Origin of the sequence: Acidiphilium sp. (genome assembly GCF_049977125.1) — a bacterium.
Lineage (GTDB): Bacteria > Pseudomonadota > Alphaproteobacteria > Acetobacterales > Acetobacteraceae > Acidiphilium.
Genome location: NZ_JBMFGY010000357.1, coordinates 1 through 1,656 on the forward strand (window position 1 = coordinate 1; position 1,656 = coordinate 1,656).

The 1,656-nt window shown below is 64.9% G+C and carries 3 protein-coding genes; all 3 read right to left on the reverse strand.

The window, feature by feature from the left end; all coding sequences use genetic code 11:
• Positions 1–289, reverse strand: a 289-nt coding sequence (gene ssb / locus ACP5E6_RS19035) for a single-stranded DNA-binding protein (RefSeq protein WP_427957061.1), incomplete at its 3' end; no start/stop codon positions are given.
• Positions 290–661: 372 nt separating this feature from the next.
• On the reverse strand, positions 662–1,138 hold the full coding sequence (locus ACP5E6_RS19040) for a hypothetical protein (protein ID WP_427957062.1): 477 nt from the start codon (positions 1,136–1,138) through the stop codon (positions 662–664).
• Positions 1,139–1,230: 92 nt separating this feature from the next.
• Positions 1,231–1,656: hypothetical protein (locus ACP5E6_RS19045; RefSeq protein ID WP_427957064.1), on the reverse strand; the 426-nt coding region annotated here is incomplete at its 5' end.

Consider the following 1,656-nt stretch of genomic DNA (forward strand, 5'->3'; position numbering starts at 1 on the left):
GCTCGTTGCCCTCCTGATCGACCCATTTCCGGGTCCGCAGCGCGCCCTCGACCATCACCTTGTCGCCCTTCGCGCAGTATTTCTCGATCACCCCGATCAGGCCTTCGGTCCACACCACGATCCGGTGCCATTCGGTGCGCTCCTGCCGCTCGCCGCTGCGCTTGTCGGTCCAGCTTTCGCTCGTCGCCAGCGACATCGAGGCGACTTTCCCGCCCGCCTGCGTCACGCGGATTTCCGGGTCATTCCCCAAATTGCCAATCAGGGTAACGCGATTCATCGATCCAGCCATTTGAATCTCCATTTTCATGTCATCACGCGGGAGGCCGCTGGCCGTTGCCGGCGACGTCCCTCGTGTGCGGTCCAGGAGAACCGGGCCGGACGGCCGGTCAGGGCAGAGGGCGCGCCCTATCGCGCCCGAACCGCTCTTGGGCGGCGCGAGCTTGCGAGCGGCCTTGATCGGCTGACCGGTCCCGGTTCAGACCGCATGAACACGAGGGCGTTGCTGGCGAGGGGCAGGTGACTCCGAAGCGCCGCAGGCGCGCAGTTCCAGTTTTTCGATGTCATTCCTAAACCAGCTGATCCCGGCGGCAGCATGGTTTTCGCGGGGCACCATCAATCGCTCCCACAAGGCTGCGGCGTTGAAACACCTGGCTGGCGGGTTTTATGAGGAAATCTCTCGGCGCACCGCTGCGGTCCTGGCTACTGTGTCATCCGCGGACCCGCCGTTGACCGATCGATCCCGGAAACGCCAGTCGTCATCCCAGTTGGCGTGGAGATCCGTCCCCGGCTTGAACGGGTTCTCATGGGCGCGGAACCCGCGCCGGTGCGCGACGTCTCCGTCGCGGGGAACGACCGCGTGGGTGGATTGACCCGGGATCTGGTCCAGATCGGCCGCAAGGCGTTCGCGCACCCGTGCCGAGAAGGCAATCAGCGCATCGAGGGCGGCTTCGCTGTCGCTTGCTTCCGGCAGGCCAGGCACAAGAAGGGTGTTGTTTTCGTAGGCATGGCGGGCGACGGCTGCAATGGCGCCTCGGAGCAGGGCGTCATGGGCGTGGCTGGCGATGGGCAGGGTGCCGTCCGGGCAGGTGGCTCGGCAGAAGCCGATCGTGCCCGATCGGTCGCAATATGCGGTGAGCATGGCGAGATCCTTTCAGGGGAAAGGGTGAGACGGGGATCGGCAGCCGGTGGGATTTGGCATACCGTGGATTATGAAGAATTTTGGTGCGCCGCTCATGCTGCTCTCCGAACCGGCTGGGGGCGATGACCGCGATTGAGGAAGCGTTCGGCCAGATGTGCGGCGGGATGGTCGGGATAGGTGGGCCATATCCGATGATGCCCTTCGTCGTCGGTAAGCTGGAGAACGCGGACGGTGACGATCTTCCGTTTGCCGGTGCGAAGCGAGCGGACGATGGCGAGATCGGAGCGACCGGCAATGTAGAGATCATCCCAGTGGCCGGTGTCGGGGTTGCGCCGGGCTGCGGCGCAGACCCCGTTGAGGAAGGCCTCGACGATCCAGGGGTTTCGGCAGACCGGTCCGCCGCGGAAACGGTCGCGCCACCAGCCATCGTCCTGAATGTAGTAAATGCTGCCGACGGCGATGGTGCCGATGCGCAGGGGATTGTTCCCGCCCATGAAGCGGGAGGCGAAGTATTGGCG